The organism is Allobrachymonas wangyanguii, assembly GCF_045055315.1.
Classification (GTDB): domain Bacteria; phylum Pseudomonadota; class Gammaproteobacteria; order Burkholderiales; family Burkholderiaceae_C; genus Brachymonas; species Brachymonas wangyanguii.
In genome coordinates this window covers 1,489,461-1,504,772 of the sequence record NZ_CP173677.1, presented here as the reverse complement: position 1 = coordinate 1,504,772, position 15,312 = coordinate 1,489,461, and the positions used below count along the sequence as shown (strand labels likewise).

Sequence of the window (15,312 nt, the reverse complement as noted above, 5' to 3'; positions counted from 1 at the left end):
CTGACATATCCTGCTGTAAGCAGATGCTATTTTCCGGCCGATCGCGTGACACAGTGCACAGATTTACACTGGGACAGTCTTCCACTGCCTGATTGCCGATGCGAGCCCTTGCCCTGTATGCCGGTCCTGCCGCGCTGCGCCATATCCAGCACCATGGCCTGCAGCCGCAGCATGTGCGGGCGCTGCCGGCCGCCGCTGGTGGCCCCAAGGGCCTGATGCTGCTGCGGCTGGACCGATTCCTGTTTGGCGACTGGCTGCCGCAGTCAGATCAGCCGATCGACCTGATTGGCGCCTCCATCGGTGCCTGGCGCTGGGCTTCGGCCTGCATGCCCGATCCGGTGGCGGCCTTGCAGGAACTGGAGCGCATCTATGTGCGCGGCGATTTTGGCCAGCGCCAGGAGGCCGGCGCGCGCCATGTGCCGACGCCGGCTGAGGTCAGCGCGGCCTTTGCCCGTTTCCTGCAGCAGATGTTTGCCGGGCACGAGCAGGCCATCGTGCAGAACCCGCGTTACCGCCTGCACGTGCTGGCCTCGCAGGGACGCGGCTTGCTGCAGCGCGAGAACGGTCGCTGGCAAACCCTGGCCGGCTATCTGGCGGCCTATGCCGGCAATGCGGTGCAGCGCCAGGCGCTCGGGCGCTGGCTGCAACGGCTGGTGTTTTCTAGCGGCGGCGCAGCGCTGCCGTTTGACGATGACCGGTTTCCCACGCAGCAGATCGCGCTGGAGGCCGGCAACCTGCTGACCGTGCTGCAGGCCAGCGGTTCGATCCCGTTCGTGCTGCAGGCAGTGCACGATATTCCGGGCGCGCCGCCCGGTGCCTGCTGGGATGGCGGCATCACCGACTACCATCTGCATCTGCGCTACCGCGGCGGGCAGGGCGGCGAGAGCGGCATCGTGCTGTACCCGCATTTCCAGCGCGCCGTGATTCCGGGCTGGCTGGACAAGGCCTGGCGCTGGCGCCACGGCAGCAGTGCCGCGCTGGATCATGTGTTGCTGCTCGGCCTGCGTCCGGAGTGGGTCGCCAGCCTGCCGCGCGGCAAGCTGCCTGACCGCAGCGACTTCCGTTTTCACCTGGCCGACCCGGCTGCGCGCATGCGCGACTGGAACCAGGCCATTGCCGCCAGCGAACAGCTGGTGGATGAATTTGCCGCCTGGCTGGAGCGCCCCGATCCCGGCCAGGTCTTACCCCCTTGACCGTATATGCAAGTCCCTGATCCCCGAATCGATCCCCAGGCCTGGGCCCGCCTCAAGCCCCATGTGCGCGATCTGCTGATCCGCATCAACCGCCATCCGCGCCCGCCAATGGAAACGCTGCCGGTGGAGGAAGCGCGTGCCGCCTATGCCGGCGGCTCCGGCGTGCTCGAAATTCCGGCGCCGCAGCTGGCGCGTATCGAGGATTTCACGATGCCGGCGCGTGACGGCTACCCGATGCCGGCGCGCCTGTACGTCGCCACGACCGAACAGCAGGGCGTGCTGCCGGTGCTGCTGTTCTTCCATGGCGGCGGCTTTCTGGTCGGCAGCGTGGATACGCATGACACGCTGTGCCGCGCGCTGGCGCAGCACAGCGGCTGCGCCGTGGTATCGGTCGATTACCGGCTCGGCCCGGAATACAAGTTCCCGGTGGCTTTCGAGGACGCCTGGGACAGCCTGGCCTGGCTGCATGAACATGGCGCCGTGCTCGGTCTGGATCCGGAACGCATCGCCGTGGGCGGCGACAGCGCCGGTGGCACGCTGGCAGCGGGCTGCGCCGTGCAGGCGCGCGATGCCGGTCTGCCGCTGCGCTTGCAGCTGTTGTTCTACCCGGGCATGCAGGAGGCAGCGCTGACGCCATCGCGCCGCGCATACGCTTACGGCTTCCTGCTGACCGAGCCGCAGATCCAGTGGATGTTCAACAGCTATGTCACCGAGCCGGATGAGTTCATGGACTGGCGCTTTGCCCCGGTGCATGCCGACGATGTCGATGGCGTGGCGCCGGCCTGGATCGGCCTGGCCGAATGCGATCCCATCTTTGACGATAGCATGATGTGGGCAGATCGCTTGCGCATGGCCGGTGTGCCAGTCGAGCTGGAGATCTACCACGGCACCATCCACGAGTTCATCAAGATGGGTCGTGCCATTCCCGAAGCTCTGCTCGCGCATCGCGATGCCGCTGCTGCCTTGCGCGCCGCCTTGCAGCCGGAGCTGGCATGAAGACCCTGCCTGACCATGTCTGCCAGCTCGGTAGCTGGGAGGATCTGCGTGAAGCGGCAATGCAGGTGCGCGATGCTGTCTTCGTGCAGGAGCAGGGCTTTACGCACGACGAGGAATACGATGCACTGGACGCCGACGCCTTGCATCTGGTGATTCGCGATGCTAGCGGTGTGGTGCTGGCTACGGCGCGCCTGCTGCGGGAGCCAGTGGCCGAGGGTGAACCGCCCACTGGCCGCATCGGCCGTGTCGCCGTGATGCAACCCGCTCGCGGCCAGGGCTGGGGCCGTCAGCTGCTGCTGGTGTTGCAGGAGCAGGCGCTTCAGCGCGGTGACCAGCGTCTGGTGCTGGGAGCGCAGCAGGTGGCCGCGCCGTTCTATGCGCAACTGGGCTACCAGCGTACGCCGCATACCTATGACGAGGGTGGCATCCCGCATGTGCAGATGGTGCTGGACATGACAAGACCGTCATGATGCCGGGTGAGAATGGCCACCATGTCTGAACTGTCCCATCCTGATACCTCCGATTCCTCTCTGCAACGCGCCTGGCAGGTGCTGCTGGTATTCCTGCGTCTCGGGCTGACCTCGTTTGGCGGTCCTAGCGCGCATCTGGGCTATTTCCGTGAAGCCTTTGTGGAGCGTCTGCGTTGGCTGGACGACAAAGCCTATGGCGATCTGGTGGCGCTGTGCCAGTTCCTGCCCGGCCCGGCCAGCAGCCAGGTCGGTATGGGGATCGGCCTGATGCGCGCCGGCCATCTGGGCGCGCTGGCGGCGTGGATCGGCTTCACCATGCCATCGGCGATCGTGCTGATCCTGGCGGCGCTGGGGCTGACACAGTGGGGCGGCATGCCGCACGGGCTGATCCAGGGCCTGAAACTGGCGGCGGTGGCCGTGGTGGCGCATGCGGTCTGGGGCATGGCGCAGACCTTTTGCAAGGGGCTGCCGGAGCGCGTGCTGATGCTGCTGATGACGGTGGCGGTGCTGCTGACGCCGCAATGGCCGGCACTGGTGCTCCTGTTCCTGCTGCTGGCCGGACTGGCTGGCTATGCGCTGCTGCGTAGCGCACCGGCCCAGCCCGGGGCGGCCATGACGGTGCCGCTGTCGCGCCGACAGGCGCTGTTCTGGCTATTGGCGTTTGCCGTGCTGCTGGCACTGGCCTGGCTACCCTGGCCGGACCTGCATGCCAGCCTGGCGGCCGCGTTCTACCGCGCCGGCAGCCTGGTGTTTGGTGGCGGCCACGTGGTGCTGCCGTTGCTGGAAACGGAAGTCGTGCAACGCGGCTGGCTTGATGCCGACACCTTCCTCGCTGGCTATGGCCTGACGCAGGCGGTGCCGGGTCCGCTGTTCACCTTTGCCGCTTTTCTGGGTGCGGCCATGGACGCGCCGCTGGGCGGCTGGTGGGCCGGCCTGCTGGCCTTGCTGGCGATCTTCCTGCCAGCCTATCTGCTGATCGTTGGTGCGCTGCCGTTCTGGGAGCAGTGGCGCCATCTGGCCGGTCTGCGCGCTGCGCTGCAGGGCGTGAATGCGGCGGTGGTCGGGCTGCTGCTGGCGGCCTTGCTGCAGCAGGGCGCGCTGGCTCTGCGCCAGCCACTCGACGGCGTGCTGGTCCTGCTGGCCTGGGTGCTGTTGCGCCGCCATGTGCCGCCCTGGCTGGTGGTGCTGTTGTCCGGTCTGGCCGGCTTGTTGCTGCAGAGCTGGCGATAAGCATATGACTGATCTGTCCGAGCCGGGTCATGGACAGGCCGGCGTAAGGTGCTAGCATCGGATACTTTCCGCCAACACAAGAATCCCCCTGACCCGAGGAGACACCCATGTCACTGGATCCGTCCAAGTTCAAGTCCGAAACCCTGGCGCTGCATGCCGGCTACCAGTCCGATCCGACCACGCGCTCTGCCGCCGTGCCGATCTACCAGACCACCTCCTACACCTTTGACGACACCCAGCACGGTGCCGACCTGTTCGACCTGAAGGTGGCCGGCAACATCTACACCCGCATCACCAACCCGACCAGCAGCGTGCTGGAGCAGCGCATTGCCGCCATGGAAGGTGGCGTGGGCGCACTGGCAGTGGCCTCCGGCATGGTGGCGATCACCTACGCGATCCAGACGATTGCCGAAGCCGGCGACAACATCATCAGCTCGGCGCGCCTCTACGGTGGCACCTACAACCTGTTTGCCCACACGCTGCCGCAGTACGGCATTGAAGTGCGTTTTGCCGATCCGGATCGTCCGGAAGACTTTGCCGCGCTGATCGACGACAAGACCAAGGCAGTGTTCTGCGAGTCCATCGGCAACCCGCTGGGCAACGTCACCGATTTGGCCAGGCTGGCCGAGGTGGCGCATGCCGCCGGTGTGCCGCTGATCGTCGACAACACCGTGCCCAGCCCGTTCCTGTGCCGTCCGTTCGAGCATGGTGCCGACATCGTCGTGCATTCGCTGACCAAGTACATCGGTGGCCATGGCACCAGCCTGGGTGGCATCATCGTGGACAGTGGCAAGTTCCCCTGGGCCGAGCACAAGGCACGCTTCCGCCGCCTGAACGAGCCGGAAGTGAGCTACCACGGCGTGGTCTATACCGAAGCCCTGGGCCCGGCAGCCTATATCGGCCGTGCCCGCACCGTGCCACTGCGCAACATGGGCGCGGCGATCAGCCCGCTCAACAGCTTCCTGATCCTGCAGGGCCTGGAAACGCTGGCCCTGCGCATGGAGCGCATCGGCCAGAACGCGCTCAAGATCGCCGAGTTCCTGCAGAACCATCCCAAGGTCAACTGGGTCAACTACGCCGGCCTGTCCAGCCACAAGGACAACGCGCTGGTGCAGAAGTACATGGCTGGCAACGCTTCCGGCATCATGAGCTTTGGCGTCAAGGGCGGCCGCGAAGCCGGTGCGCGCTTCCAGGACGCGTTGCAGCTGATCCTGCGCCTGGTCAACATCGGTGACGCCAAGACCCTGGCCACGCACCCGGCCAGCACCACGCACCGCCAGCTGTCCGCCGAGGAACTGGAAAAGGCCGGCGTGTCCGAAGACATGATCCGCCTGTCGATCGGCATCGAGCATATCGATGACCTGATCGCGGATCTGGAGCAGGCCCTGGCTGTGGCTTGATGCCGCTGCCACCGGAGTGCCCGACGTACTCCGGACAGACAAAAGGCGAGGGTTTTCCTCGCCTTTTGTCGTTGTGCGGGGCTGGCCCGATCAGCCGCCGCGGCGGATCACTTTCTCCACCTCATCGGCCAGATCGATCACTGATTGCGCGTAGTAGCTGCTGTTGTTGTAGCGCGTGATGACGTAGAAATTCTGCGTGCCGGCGCGGTAGCTGGATGGCGCGTTGCCGTTCTCCAGTTCGATCAGCGCCAGCTTCTGGTCAAAGCCACGCGGCAGCTCGACCACGGCACCCAGCTCGGCAAACTGCTGCGGCGTGAAGCTCGGCACGATGTCCGGGCCGAGCAGGGTGGGCAGCTGCAGGCGGCTGGTGTCGAAGCGCACATCGAACACCGGCTCCAGGCCGGTGACCCAGCCGTACTGCTTGAAGTAGTTGGCAACCGAGCCAATCGTGTCGACCGTGTTGTTGATCAGGTCGATATGGCCGTCATCGTCAAAGTCCACCGCGTGCTTGACCCAGCTCGACGGCATGAACTGTGGCAGGCCCATGGCGCCGGCATAGCTGCCGCGCAGCGCCAGCGGATCGTCGCGGTTGTCCCAGGTCAGCTGCAGGTAATGGTCCAGTTCGCCCTGGAAGAAGGCATGGCGCTCGCGCGCACGCGGGTGCGCCTGCGGAAAGTCGAAAGTCAGCGTGGACAGCGTGTCGATCACGCGCATGTCGCCCTTGTTGCGGCCGTAAATGGTTTCCACGCCGATGATGCCGACGATGTACTTCATCGGCACGCCGTACTCGCGCTCGGCGCGCTGCAGCGTGGCCAGGTTCTGGCGCCAGAAATTGACGCCGGCGCGGATGCGGATCGGTTCGACAAAGCGGCTGCGATACACGCGCCAGTTGCGGCGCACGCCACGGCCCGCCGGCAGGATCAGGCGCGGCACGCTGGACAGGTAGTTGGCATTGCCGATGGCATTGCGTACCCAGGTTTCGGGCAGGCCGGTACGGCGCGCAATCTCGGGCACCTCCGCCATGGCATCGGCGCGCTGGGCATAGCTGCCATTCAGCGGCATGGGCTGCACCTGGCCGCTGCGGGCACGGCGCGGCTGTGCGTGGCTGGCCGGCTTCGCGGGTGTGGGCGCAGCCGAACTTTCCGTCTTGGTCGAGCCGCAGGCCGCCAGGCCAAGGGCGGCGGCACCAGTCAGGGCGCCCAGCAGCAGCAGGCGTTCACGTTGGGGAAGGGCAGGGGAAGAGGGCTGGAAGTCGGACATGGTGGGCCAGGAAGGTTGGTCATGCAATTGCTTGTCAGCAGTGTAGCGGATGACGGCGGCCGGACGGGTGGGCGCTAGGGTTTCGCATGATTGTCACTCTCTCAACAATCTATTAAACTGATAAGACTACAAAATGTTAACAAGAGACTTCGGAGACGGACAATGGGCGCCACGGGCTACTATTTTCATAATGATTGCAAATTGCACAATATGGGCGCCGGCCACCCGGAAGCCCCGGAACGCCTGGATGCCATTGAAGATCGCCTGCTGATCACCGGCGTGGCCGATGCGCTGGAGCGTCGTCAGCCCAACCCCGCCAACCTGGCCGAGATCAAGCTGGCTCATCGCCGCATGCATATTGCCGCCATGCGCGGCATGAGTGACTGGCTGGAAGAAGACGATATCGCCGCTGGTGATTCGCAGCACTTCTCGCTCGATACCGATACCTCCATGAACAGCAAGACCTACCGCGCTGCGCTGCTGGCAGCCGGTGCAGCCGTCGAGGCGGTCGATGCCGTGCTGGCCGGAGAACTGGAAAACGCCTTCTGCGCCGTGCGCCCGCCCGGCCACCATGCCTGCGGCGACAAGGCCATGGGTTTCTGCTTCTTCAACAACGTGGCGATTGCCGCCAAGTACGCCGTGGCGCGTCACGGCCTGGAGCGCGTCGCCATCATCGACTTTGACGTGCACCACGGCAACGGCACCGAAGACATCGTTGCCGGCGACGACCGCATCCTGATGGTCAGCTACTTCCAGCACCCGTTCTACCCCGAAGGTGGTTCGCTCAAGAACGACAACAACCTGCTCAACGTGCCGGTGCCGGCCTATACCAAGGGCATGGACATCCGCGAAGTGGTGGACGGCATCTGGATCCCGCGCCTGGACGAGTTCAAGCCGCAGCTGATCTTCATCTCGGCCGGTTTCGATGCCCACCGCGAAGACGACATGGGCCAGCTGGGTCTGGTCGAGTCCGACTTCCAGTGGATCACCAAGCGCATCAAGTATGTGGCGCAGCGCCACTGCGAAGGCCGCATCGTCAGCGTGCTGGAAGGCGGCTACAACCTGAGCTCGCTGGCGCGCAGCGTCGAGGCCCACGTGCGCGTATTGGCCGACGTCTGATCTGCCCCATCTGCTGAGCGCATCGGGCTGGCCTTGTGCCAGCCCTTGTTGTTTCTGCAGCCGGGCAGTGCGCTGACAGGGCGGGCCGGCATCGTGTGTGAGAATGCCTTTTTCATCATGACACGATAGCCCCCGATGCAGAATGCCCACGCTTTTCTGGAGGACTGGATCCTCTGGTTCGATACCATCAGCCGCCCCGATGTGCTGCAGCAGCTCGGACTGCTGCTGCTGATGGGGCTGATCGCCTACGGGCTGGTGCGCCTGCTGCGCCAGCGCGTGGAATCGATCTGGCCGGCCACGGAAGAACGCCGCAGCCGTTCCGTGCTGTTTGGCCAGCGCCATTATGACGGCGTGCTGTTTCCGCTGCTGTGGCTGCTGCTGGCGTCGGCGGCGCCCTGGATGCTGGGCGTGGAAACACAGTATTCGGTGTTTCGCGTGGCGCTGCCGGTGTTGCTGGCCTTGGTACTGATTCGCCTGGGCGCCAAGCTCCTGCGCCTGGCCTATGAGGAAACACGCTGGGTGCGACTGGTGGAAAACACGATTTCCTGGGCGGTCTGGATCGTGGTGGTGCTGTGGATGTTTGGCGTGCTGCCTGTGATCCTGGAGCAGCTGGAACTGATCAGCTTCAAGATCGGCAGCAGCCAGTTCACCGTGCTGTCCTTCCTGCAGGGCGCTTTGCTGATTGCGATGGCAGTGATGCTGTCGTTCTGGCTGGCCTCGCTGATCGAGCAGCGCCTGCTGCGCAACGCCATCGGCAATGAACTGTCCATGCGCAAGATCGCCAGCAACATGATCAGAGCCGGTCTGGCGGTATTTGCCGTGATGCTGGCGATGTCGCTGGTCGGCATCGACCTGACCGTGTTGTCCGTGCTGGGCGGCGCATTGGGCGTCGGCATCGGCCTGGGCCTGCAGAAGCTGGCTGCCAACTATGTCAGCGGATTTGTGCTGCTGGCCGAGCGCAATATCCGCATCGGCGACTCCGTGGTGGTCGATGGCTTCAGTGGCAAGGTCACGGATATCCGGGCGCGCTACACGACCATTCGCTCTCTGTCTGGTGTGGAAGCGATACTGCCCAACGAGTTGATGGTCACGCAGCGTGTCGAGAACAATTCCCTGCATACGCGTGCGCTGACGGTATCGACCACGGTCACCGTGGCCTACGACAGCGACGCCGAACTGGTACGCCGCCTGCTGATCGAGGCCGCGCGCGATGTGCCGCGTGTGATCGGCGAAGCCAGTGTCAACCTATCGCGATTCAGTCCGGAGGGTCTGGAGTTCAGCCTGGGTATCAAGGTGGAGGATCCTGATAATGGCACCGCCGGATTGTTCTCGGAAATCAATCGGCGTTTCCTCGAACGGGCGCGTGAACATGGCATAGAATTTCCTTTACCCAAGCGCCTGTACCCCGTACCCGAGGCAGGCGCCAGCACAGCACCTGGCGACACCCTGGCCGGGCTGGCGCTGCTGGCTGAAAAGGCCGGCGGACTGGATGCATTGTTGAGTCAGCTGGAAAAAAGCACTACCGTTCACAAAAAATCTGCGCAAATGCCGAATTCTTCAGTAGAATGACAATAAATTGACGTTTACGTCAATTGCCACTCTGCGGGTGAATGAAGCACTTGCGAAACAAGTTTCAATAATCAGGAGATCACTTCATGAAAGCACTGGTCGCAGTCAAGCGCGTGGTTGACTACAACGTCAAGGTTCGCGTCAAGTCCGACAACACGGGCGTGGATATTGCCAACGTCAAGATGAGCATGAACCCGTTCGACGAAATTGCGGTGGAAGAAGCCGTTCGCCTGAAGGAAAAGGGCATCGTGACCGAGGTCATCGCCGTGTCCTGCGGCCCGACCCAGGCACAGGAAACCCTGCGTACCGCCATGGCCATTGGTGCCGACCGTGGCATTCTGGTCGAGTCGGCCGAAGAGCTGCAGCCGCTGGCCGTGGCCAAGCTGCTGAAAGCGGTTCAGGACAAGGAACAGGCTGAGCTGATCATCCTGGGCAAGCAGGCCATTGATGATGATTCCAACCAGGTTGGCCAGATGCTGGCTGCGCTGCTGGATCTGCCGCAGGCCACGTTCGCCAGCAAGGTCGAAGTGGCCGATGGCAAGGCCAGCGTCACGCGTGAAGTAGACGGCGGTCTGGAAACCCTCTCGATCAGCCTGCCGGCCGTGGTCACCACCGACCTGCGCCTGAACGAGCCGCGTTATGTCACGCTGCCCAACATCATGAAGGCCAAGAAGAAGCCGATCGACACCATGAAGCCGGAAGACCTGGGCGTGGACGTGACGTCCCGCCTGAAGACGCTGAAAGTGGCCGAGCCGGCCAAGCGCAGCGCCGGCATCATCGTGCCCGACGTCACCACGCTGGTCGACAAGCTCAAGAACGAAGCCAAGGTCATCTGATCGGGCCCCACAGCAAGAATCACAGGAGATAAGACATGACCGCACTCGTGATCGCAGAACACGACAATGCTTCCATCAAGGGCGCTACCCTGAACACCGTGACCGCCGCTGCCCAGTGTGGTGGTGAAGTGCACGTGCTGGTGGCCGGCAGCAATGCCGCTGCTGCTGCCCAGGCGGCTGCCCAGATCGCCGGCGTGAGCAAGGTGCTGCACGCTGATGGCGCTTCCCTGGCCGAAGGCCTGGCCGAGAACCTGGCCGCCCAGGTGCTGGCCGTGGCCGGTGATTACAGCCACATCCTGTTCCCGGCCACTGCCAGCGGCAAGAACGTCGCTCCGCGCGTGGCGGCCAAGCTGGACGTGGCTCAGATCAGCGACATCACCAAGGTTGATAGCGCCGATACCTTCGAGCGCCCGATCTACGCCGGCAACGCCATTGCCACCGTGCAGAGCACCGATGCCGTGAAGGTCATCACCGTGCGCTCCACCGGCTTTGACGCCGCTGCAGCTACCGGCGGCAGCGCTGCTGTCGAATCCGTGGCGGCTGCTGCCGACAGCGGCAAGTCCAGCTTCGTTGGCCGTGAAGTGACCAAGTCCGACCGTCCCGAACTGACCGCCGCCAAGATCATCGTGTCCGGTGGCCGCGCCCTGGGCAGCGACGAGAAGTTCCAGGAAGTGCTGACGCCGCTGGCCGACAAGCTGAATGCTGCCATTGGCGCCTCCCGCGCTGCCGTAGACGCCGGCTACGCGCCCAATGACCTGCAGGTTGGCCAGACCGGCAAGATCGTGGCTCCCGAGCTGTACATCGCGCTGGGCATTTCCGGTGCCATCCAGCACCTGGCCGGCATGAAGGACAGCAAGGTGATCGTTGCCGTCAACAAGGATCCGGAAGCGCCGATTTTCAGCGTGGCCGATTATGGTCTGGTGGCTGACCTGTTCACCGCCACCCCGGAACTGGTCAGCAAGCTGTAATCAGCAGTCAGACCTGAATCAAGGACAGGCCGCTTCTTGACCGGAGCGGCCTTTTTTGTCCGGCTGTTGTCCTATACTGAATACAACCCGTTACCTCACTCATACAAGGAGAAAATGCATGAGCTATACCGCCCCGATCAAGGATATGGTCTTCAACATGGAGCATCTGGCTGGTCTTGATGCCCTGGCGCAAGCCATTCCCGAGTTCGCAGATGCGGGCGTGGAAACGGCGCAGGCCGTGCTGGAAGAAATGGCCAAGCTCAACCAGGACGTGGTTGCACCGCTGAATTTCGAGGGTGACAAGAACCCCAGCTCGCTGAGTGGCGACGTGGTAACCGCCACACCCGGCTTCAAGGAAGCCTACCAGCAGTTTGTCGAAGGCGGCTGGCAGGGTCTGCAGCACCCGGTCGATTTTGGCGGCCAGGGCCTGCCCAAGACCATTGGTGCAGCTTGCGGCGAAATGACCAACGCGGCCAACATGAGCTTCGCGCTGTGCCCGATGCTGACCGACGGTGCCATCGAGGCCCTGCTGACGGCAGGTTCCGATGAGCTCAAGCAAACCTATCTGCCCAAGCTGGTGTCCGGCGAGTGGACCGGTACCATGAACCTGACCGAGCCGCAGGCCGGTTCCGACCTGTCGCTGGTGCGCAGCCGCGCCGAGCGCAACGAGGACGGCAGCTTCAAGGTGTTCGGCACCAAGATCTTCATCACCTGGGGTGAGCATGACATGGCCGAGAACATCATCCACCTGACGCTGGCCCGCGTGGCCGGTGCGCCGGAGGGTGTGAAGGGTATCAGCCTGTTCGTGGTGCCCAAGTTCCTGGTCAATGCCGACGGCAGCGTGGGCGATCGCAACGACGTGCACTGCGTCAGCATCGAGCACAAGCTGGGCATCAAGGCCAGCCCGACCTGCGTGCTGCAGTTTGGTGACAACGGCGGCGCTACCGGCTACCTGGTCGGTGAAGAAAACCGCGGCCTGGAATACATGTTCATCATGATGAACGCAGCCCGCTACGCGGTGGGCGTGCAGGGCATCAGCATTGCCGAGCGCTCCTACCAGCACGCTGTCAATTACGCCCGCGAGCGCGTGCAGAGCCGCCCGGTGGACGGTTCCGCCAAGGAAGCCGTGGCCATCATCCAGCACCCGGACATCAAGCGCATGCTGATGACCATGCGTGCCTATACCGAAGGTGCCCGTGCGCTGTCCAGCGTGTCTGCCGCCGCCTTTGACGCTGCTCATCACCATCCCGATGCGGCCGTGCGCGAAGAGCAGCAGGCGCTGTACGAGTTCACCGTGCCGCTGGTCAAGGGCTTCAGCACCGAAATGAGCCAGGAAGTCACCAGCCTGGGCGTGCAGGTGCACGGCGGCATGGGCTTCATCGAGGAAACCGGCGCGGCCCAGTACTACCGTGACAGCAAGATCCTGACCATCTACGAAGGCACGACGGCGATCCAGTCCAACGACCTGGTGGGACGCAAGACCGTGCGTGATGGCGGCGAGCTGGTGAAGAAAGTGGCTGGCATGGTGCAGCAGACCGAATCCGAACTGGCCGCCAACGGTGGCGAGAATGCCCAGGCCGTGCTGAAGACGCTGACCGCTGCCCGCGAAGCCGTGCTGCAGGTGGTGGACTTCATGGTTGCCAACGGCAAGAGCAACCCCAACGCCGCCTACGCTGGCAGCGTGCCCTACCTGATGCTGACCGCCAACATGGTCTGCGGCTGGCAGCTGGCGCGTGCCCTGCTGGTGGCAGAAGGCAAGCTGGCCGCTGGTGTCGCTTCTGACGACAACTACGGCGAGAAGTTCTACCAGGCCAAGGTGCAGGTGGCACGCTTCTACGCTGACCACATCCTGAGCAAGGCTCCGGGCGTGGCGCACAGCATCGTGGCCGGTCACGCGGCTACCAACGCCATCAACGTGGACCTGCTGTAATCGGCAAGGCCAGGTCACTCCGCACGGGGTGGCCGTTAATGGCACGCATCCCCAGTCGGACAACCGGCTGGGGATTTTTTATGCGGGCTAGGAGAGCAGGGTGGCCAGCTCAGCTGGCGCTGCGCTGCAGGATCTGGCGTGCCAGCGTTTCAATGCCGGCCTCGGACAGGTCATCGGTGGCAAAGCTTGGCCAGGGACGTTCGCCAGTGTAGTTGCCGCCTTGCGAAGCGCGGTAGAGTGGGTCGTAGTGCTGGTCCAGCAGCTCGCCGACCAGGCTGCTCCATTCGCCTTGTGCAGCCAGGGCTTTCCAGCCATCAACCACGGCGCGCCCCTGGCGCTCGATCAGCTTGTCCAGGCGCTGCTCCAGCCAGGGCAGGTTCTGGCAGGCATAGTCGTAATCGCGCTGCAGGAAGGCAATGCGCGCCTCGCGCGTGGCCTCGATATCCAGGCAGGGCGATGCGCGCATGCGCTCGATCAGCGGTTCGGGGATATGCAGGTTGCCGACCTTGCGGCTTTCTGCCTCGACAAAGACCGGGCGCGTCGGGTCCAGCCGTTCCAGCGCCTGCCAGAGCGCGGTCTCGAAACCTTTCTGGCTGGGCTGTGGCTGTCCGGGCAAGGAGCCGAGTACCGAGCCCTTGTGGCTGGCCAGGGTTTCCAGGTCCAGGATCTGGCCGCCTTGGGCTCCGATGGCCTGCAGGATGCGCGTCTTGGCGCTGCCGGTGGCGCCGCAGATGATGCGCAGCGGCAGCCTGGGCGCGAGCAGGGCGGTCTGCTCGATCACGTGGTGGCGGAAGGCCTTGTAGCCGCCTTCGAGCTTGTGCGCCTGCCAGCCGATCTGGCGCAGGATGATCTGCATGGCACCGCTGCGCATGCCGCCGCGCCAGCAGTAGATCAGCGGTCGCCAGCCTTTCGGCATGTCCAGCATCTGCTGCTGGATATGCGTGGCGATATTGGCGGCAATCAGCGCACCACCGATCTTCTTGGCCTCGAACGGCGACACCTGCTTGTAGATGGTGCCGACCTTGGCGCGCTGCTCGTTGCTCAGCACCGGGCAGTTGATGGCTCCGGGCACATGGTCTTCGGAAAATTCAAGCGGCGTGCGCACATCGATGATGGTGCTGAAATTGCCAATGTCAGTGGGCGGAACAAGCCAGGAGTTTTTCATGAAAGTAGCCGAGTCGGTGCAACCCGCTATCTTAAGTCGTATCATCCTTGAGATAAAGACAGTGACAGGATTCCCATGACTACGACTCCCCGATTGACCTCCCTGGCGCACGGCGGCGGCTGCGGCTGCAAGATTGCGCCTTCGCTGCTGCGCGAAATCATGTCGCACGTACCGGCAGGCGTGCTGCCGGCGCAGCTGCTGGTCGGTACCGAATCATCTGACGACGCGGCCGTCTACCAGCTCAACGATGAGCAGGCCGTGGTCGCTACCACCGATTTCTTCACGCCGATTGTCGACAATCCGCGTGATTTTGGCCGTATTGCCGCCACCAACGCCATCTCTGATATCTACGCCATGGGCGGGCAGCCCCTGCTGGCGCTGGCACTGGTCGGCATGCCGATCGACAAGCTGCCGGTCGAGACCATCAGCCAGATCCTCGAAGGTGGTGCCTCCATCTGTGCCGAAGCCGGTATTCCAATTGCCGGCGGCCACTCGATCGATGTGGTCGAGCCGATCTACGGTCTGGTGGCGATCGGCCTGGTGCATCCGCAGCGCATGAAGAAGAACAGCAGCGCTCGGGCTGGTGACGTGCTGATCCTGGGCAAGCCGCTTGGCATTGGCGTGTTGTCGGCCGCGCTCAAGAAGGACATCCTGAGCGAAGAGGGCTATGCCCTGATGGTGCAGTACACCACGCAGCTCAACCGTGTTGGCACCACGCTGGGCCAGCTGGACGCCGTGCATGCCATGACTGACGTCACCGGCTTTGGCCTGCTGGGCCACCTGCTGGAAATCTGCCGTGCGGCTGGTCTGTCGGCCGAGCTGGGTTTTGACGCCGTACCCAAGATCCCGCAGGCGCTGGAGCTGGTGCAGCAGGGCATTTCCACCGGTGCCTCCACGCGCAACTGGGCCAGCTATGGCGGTGAAGTGGCGCTGGAGGCAGGCATGGCCGAATGGCAGCAGAAACTGCTGACCGATCCGCAGACTTCGGGTGGCCTGCTGGTGAGTTGTGCGCCGGATGCCGTCGATCAGGTGCTGGCCACTTTCCGCGATGCCGGCTTCGGCCAGGCTGCCGTGGTCGGTCGTCTGACCGAGGGCAATCCACAAGTGAACATTCGTTCGATTTTATGATATCGTGATGCCGAAACGGCCACCCATGCGGTGGCCGTCAACCCGAAC

At 63.9% G+C, this 15,312-nt stretch carries 13 protein-coding genes; 11 read left to right on the top strand and 2 right to left on the bottom strand.

The genetic code is table 11. From position 1 onward, the window contains the following. The first annotated feature begins 98 nt into the window (after positions 1–98). The 5 genes from ACI3EV_RS07250 to ACI3EV_RS07230 all read left to right on the top strand — a co-directional run bounded on the left by ACI3EV_RS07250 (position 99) and on the right by ACI3EV_RS07230 (position 5,289). Complete coding sequence (locus ACI3EV_RS07250) at positions 99–1,193, top strand: phospholipase (RefSeq protein WP_329771582.1); 1,095 nt, start codon at positions 99–101, stop codon at positions 1,191–1,193. A 6-nt stretch (positions 1,194–1,199) separates the two neighbouring features. Further along, positions 1,200–2,189, top strand: coding sequence for an alpha/beta hydrolase (locus tag ACI3EV_RS07245; protein ID WP_337691315.1), 990 nt, complete (start codon positions 1,200–1,202; stop codon positions 2,187–2,189). After that, on the top strand, positions 2,186–2,659 hold the full coding sequence (locus ACI3EV_RS07240; RefSeq protein ID WP_337691313.1) for a GNAT family N-acetyltransferase: 474 nt from the start codon (positions 2,186–2,188) through the stop codon (positions 2,657–2,659). The genes ACI3EV_RS07245 and ACI3EV_RS07240 overlap by 4 nt, the downstream gene beginning before the upstream one ends. Before the next feature lie 30 nt (positions 2,660–2,689). Continuing rightward, positions 2,690–3,889 carry a chromate efflux transporter gene (gene chrA / locus ACI3EV_RS07235; protein ID WP_337691387.1) on the top strand — a complete coding sequence of 400 codons (1,200 nt, stop codon included), beginning with the start codon at positions 2,690–2,692 and terminating at the stop codon, positions 3,887–3,889. A gap of 107 nt (positions 3,890–3,996) precedes the next feature. Then, on the top strand, positions 3,997–5,289 hold the full coding sequence (locus ACI3EV_RS07230) for an aminotransferase class I/II-fold pyridoxal phosphate-dependent enzyme (RefSeq protein ID WP_337691311.1): 1,293 nt from the start codon (positions 3,997–3,999) through the stop codon (positions 5,287–5,289). A gap of 90 nt (positions 5,290–5,379) precedes the next feature. On the opposite strand, the gene mltB is transcribed toward ACI3EV_RS07230, so the two are convergent. Then, complete coding sequence (gene mltB, locus ACI3EV_RS07225; RefSeq protein WP_337691309.1) at positions 5,380–6,549, bottom strand: lytic murein transglycosylase B; 1,170 nt, start codon at positions 6,547–6,549, stop codon at positions 5,380–5,382. A gap of 162 nt (positions 6,550–6,711) precedes the next feature. On the opposite strand from mltB, the gene ACI3EV_RS07220 reads away from it, so the two are divergent. The 5 genes from ACI3EV_RS07220 to ACI3EV_RS07200 all read left to right on the top strand — a co-directional run bounded on the left by ACI3EV_RS07220 (position 6,712) and on the right by ACI3EV_RS07200 (position 12,971). Then, positions 6,712–7,668: a histone deacetylase family protein gene (locus ACI3EV_RS07220; RefSeq protein ID WP_329771576.1), complete on the top strand. Its 957-nt coding sequence runs from the start codon at positions 6,712–6,714 to the stop codon at positions 7,666–7,668. Between the two features lie 135 nt (positions 7,669–7,803). Beyond that, positions 7,804–9,237 (top strand): mechanosensitive ion channel domain-containing protein, encoded by a 1,434-nt coding sequence (locus ACI3EV_RS07215; protein ID WP_337691307.1) that lies wholly within the window; start codon positions 7,804–7,806, stop codon positions 9,235–9,237. An 86-nt stretch (positions 9,238–9,323) separates the two neighbouring features. Further along, the gene (locus tag ACI3EV_RS07210; protein ID WP_018715907.1) at positions 9,324–10,073 is read left to right on the top strand and encodes an electron transfer flavoprotein subunit beta/FixA family protein; all 750 of its coding nucleotides are present in this window, start codon (positions 9,324–9,326) and stop codon (positions 10,071–10,073) included. 35 nt (positions 10,074–10,108) lie between these two features. Further along, the gene (locus ACI3EV_RS07205; RefSeq protein ID WP_018715908.1) at positions 10,109–11,041 is read left to right on the top strand and encodes an electron transfer flavoprotein subunit alpha/FixB family protein; all 933 of its coding nucleotides are present in this window, start codon (positions 10,109–10,111) and stop codon (positions 11,039–11,041) included. A gap of 118 nt (positions 11,042–11,159) precedes the next feature. Next, a complete protein-coding gene (locus tag ACI3EV_RS07200) occupies positions 11,160–12,971 on the top strand; it encodes an acyl-CoA dehydrogenase (RefSeq protein WP_337691305.1) in 1,812 nt (603 codons plus the stop codon). A 109-nt stretch (positions 12,972–13,080) separates the two neighbouring features. On the opposite strand, the gene mnmH is transcribed toward ACI3EV_RS07200, so the two are convergent. Further along, positions 13,081–14,136 (bottom strand): tRNA 2-selenouridine(34) synthase MnmH, encoded by a 1,056-nt coding sequence (gene mnmH / locus ACI3EV_RS07195; RefSeq protein ID WP_337691302.1) that lies wholly within the window; start codon positions 14,134–14,136, stop codon positions 13,081–13,083. A 75-nt stretch (positions 14,137–14,211) separates the two neighbouring features. On the opposite strand from mnmH, the gene selD reads away from it, so the two are divergent. Beyond that, the gene (gene selD / locus ACI3EV_RS07190; RefSeq protein ID WP_329771570.1) at positions 14,212–15,264 is read left to right on the top strand and encodes a selenide, water dikinase SelD; all 1,053 of its coding nucleotides are present in this window, start codon (positions 14,212–14,214) and stop codon (positions 15,262–15,264) included. The last annotated feature ends 48 nt before the right edge of the window (positions 15,265–15,312 follow it).

Coding starts and splice junctions, on each gene's coding strand:
- selD (WP_329771570.1), top strand. CDS start 14,212: ATGACTACGACTCCCCGATTGACCTCCCTGGCGCACGGCGGCGGCTGC.
- ACI3EV_RS07240 (WP_337691313.1), top strand. CDS start 2,186: ATGAAGACCCTGCCTGACCATGTCTGCCAGCTCGGTAGCTGGGAGGAT.
- ACI3EV_RS07215 (WP_337691307.1), top strand. CDS start 7,804: ATGCAGAATGCCCACGCTTTTCTGGAGGACTGGATCCTCTGGTTCGAT.
- ACI3EV_RS07210 (WP_018715907.1), top strand. CDS start 9,324: ATGAAAGCACTGGTCGCAGTCAAGCGCGTGGTTGACTACAACGTCAAG.
- ACI3EV_RS07245 (WP_337691315.1), top strand. CDS start 1,200: ATGCAAGTCCCTGATCCCCGAATCGATCCCCAGGCCTGGGCCCGCCTC.
- ACI3EV_RS07230 (WP_337691311.1), top strand. CDS start 3,997: ATGTCACTGGATCCGTCCAAGTTCAAGTCCGAAACCCTGGCGCTGCAT.
- ACI3EV_RS07200 (WP_337691305.1), top strand. CDS start 11,160: ATGAGCTATACCGCCCCGATCAAGGATATGGTCTTCAACATGGAGCAT.
- mltB (WP_337691309.1), bottom strand. CDS start 6,549: ATGTCCGACTTCCAGCCCTCTTCCCCTGCCCTTCCCCAACGTGAACGC.
- ACI3EV_RS07220 (WP_329771576.1), top strand. CDS start 6,712: ATGGGCGCCACGGGCTACTATTTTCATAATGATTGCAAATTGCACAAT.
- ACI3EV_RS07205 (WP_018715908.1), top strand. CDS start 10,109: ATGACCGCACTCGTGATCGCAGAACACGACAATGCTTCCATCAAGGGC.
- mnmH (WP_337691302.1), bottom strand. CDS start 14,136: ATGAAAAACTCCTGGCTTGTTCCGCCCACTGACATTGGCAATTTCAGC.
- ACI3EV_RS07250 (WP_329771582.1), top strand. CDS start 99: ATGCGAGCCCTTGCCCTGTATGCCGGTCCTGCCGCGCTGCGCCATATC.